1 protein-coding gene is annotated in these 616 nt (G+C 68.7%); it reads left to right on the plus strand.

Annotated features, from left to right (window positions below; translation table 11 throughout):
- Nucleotides 1-616: hypothetical protein (locus ABTU92_RS30380; protein ID WP_408095248.1), on the plus strand; the 616-nt coding region annotated here is incomplete at both ends.

Below are 616 nucleotides of genomic sequence, written 5' to 3' on the forward strand. Positions count from 1 at the left end.
TTTCCTGCTCGATACCGACGCGACGATCTCGACCGACCCGGGCGCGACGATCGCGGTCGCGGGTCCTTTCGACGGACAGAACTACACGAGTAAGGCGGCCTCCCAGGCGACGAATGTCCTCCTGCTCGGACAGATCGTGGACCATAGCGGCACGGTGGCGATCAGCGCGCAGCGGACATGGCTCGGGCCCCGCGCCCTGATCGACCTGTCGGGCATCTTCGTCCCCAGCTCGCAATTCGGCTTCGACGGCGCGACGCGGCTGAGCGGAACGCTGCTCGACGGCGGCATCCTGTCGATCGGACCCATCGCCGCGACCTCGAGCGACAGCAAGAATCCGAACCGGTCCGGAACCTATGTGGTGTCGCAACCGGGCGCCGTCGTGGACGTCTCCGGGGCGCCCGCGACGACCTTCGAGGTATGGAACGGAAGCGCTTCACTCGGCGGCACCTCGACCGTCACGGGCTGGAGCAACGCCGGGACCGTGCTGATCGAGACCGCCGCCTTCGCGTGGGGCGGCACGTTCAAGGCGGACACGGACCCGCGAGCCACCGGCGGCGGAACGTTCGTCCTGGGCGGCGCAGCCATCGCCGAGGTTTCGGTCGGCAGCGTCACGAAG

The sequence above is a fragment of the Rhodoplanes sp. SY1 genome, from assembly GCF_046000175.1.
Classification (GTDB): Bacteria; Pseudomonadota; Alphaproteobacteria; order Rhizobiales; family Xanthobacteraceae; genus Rhodoplanes.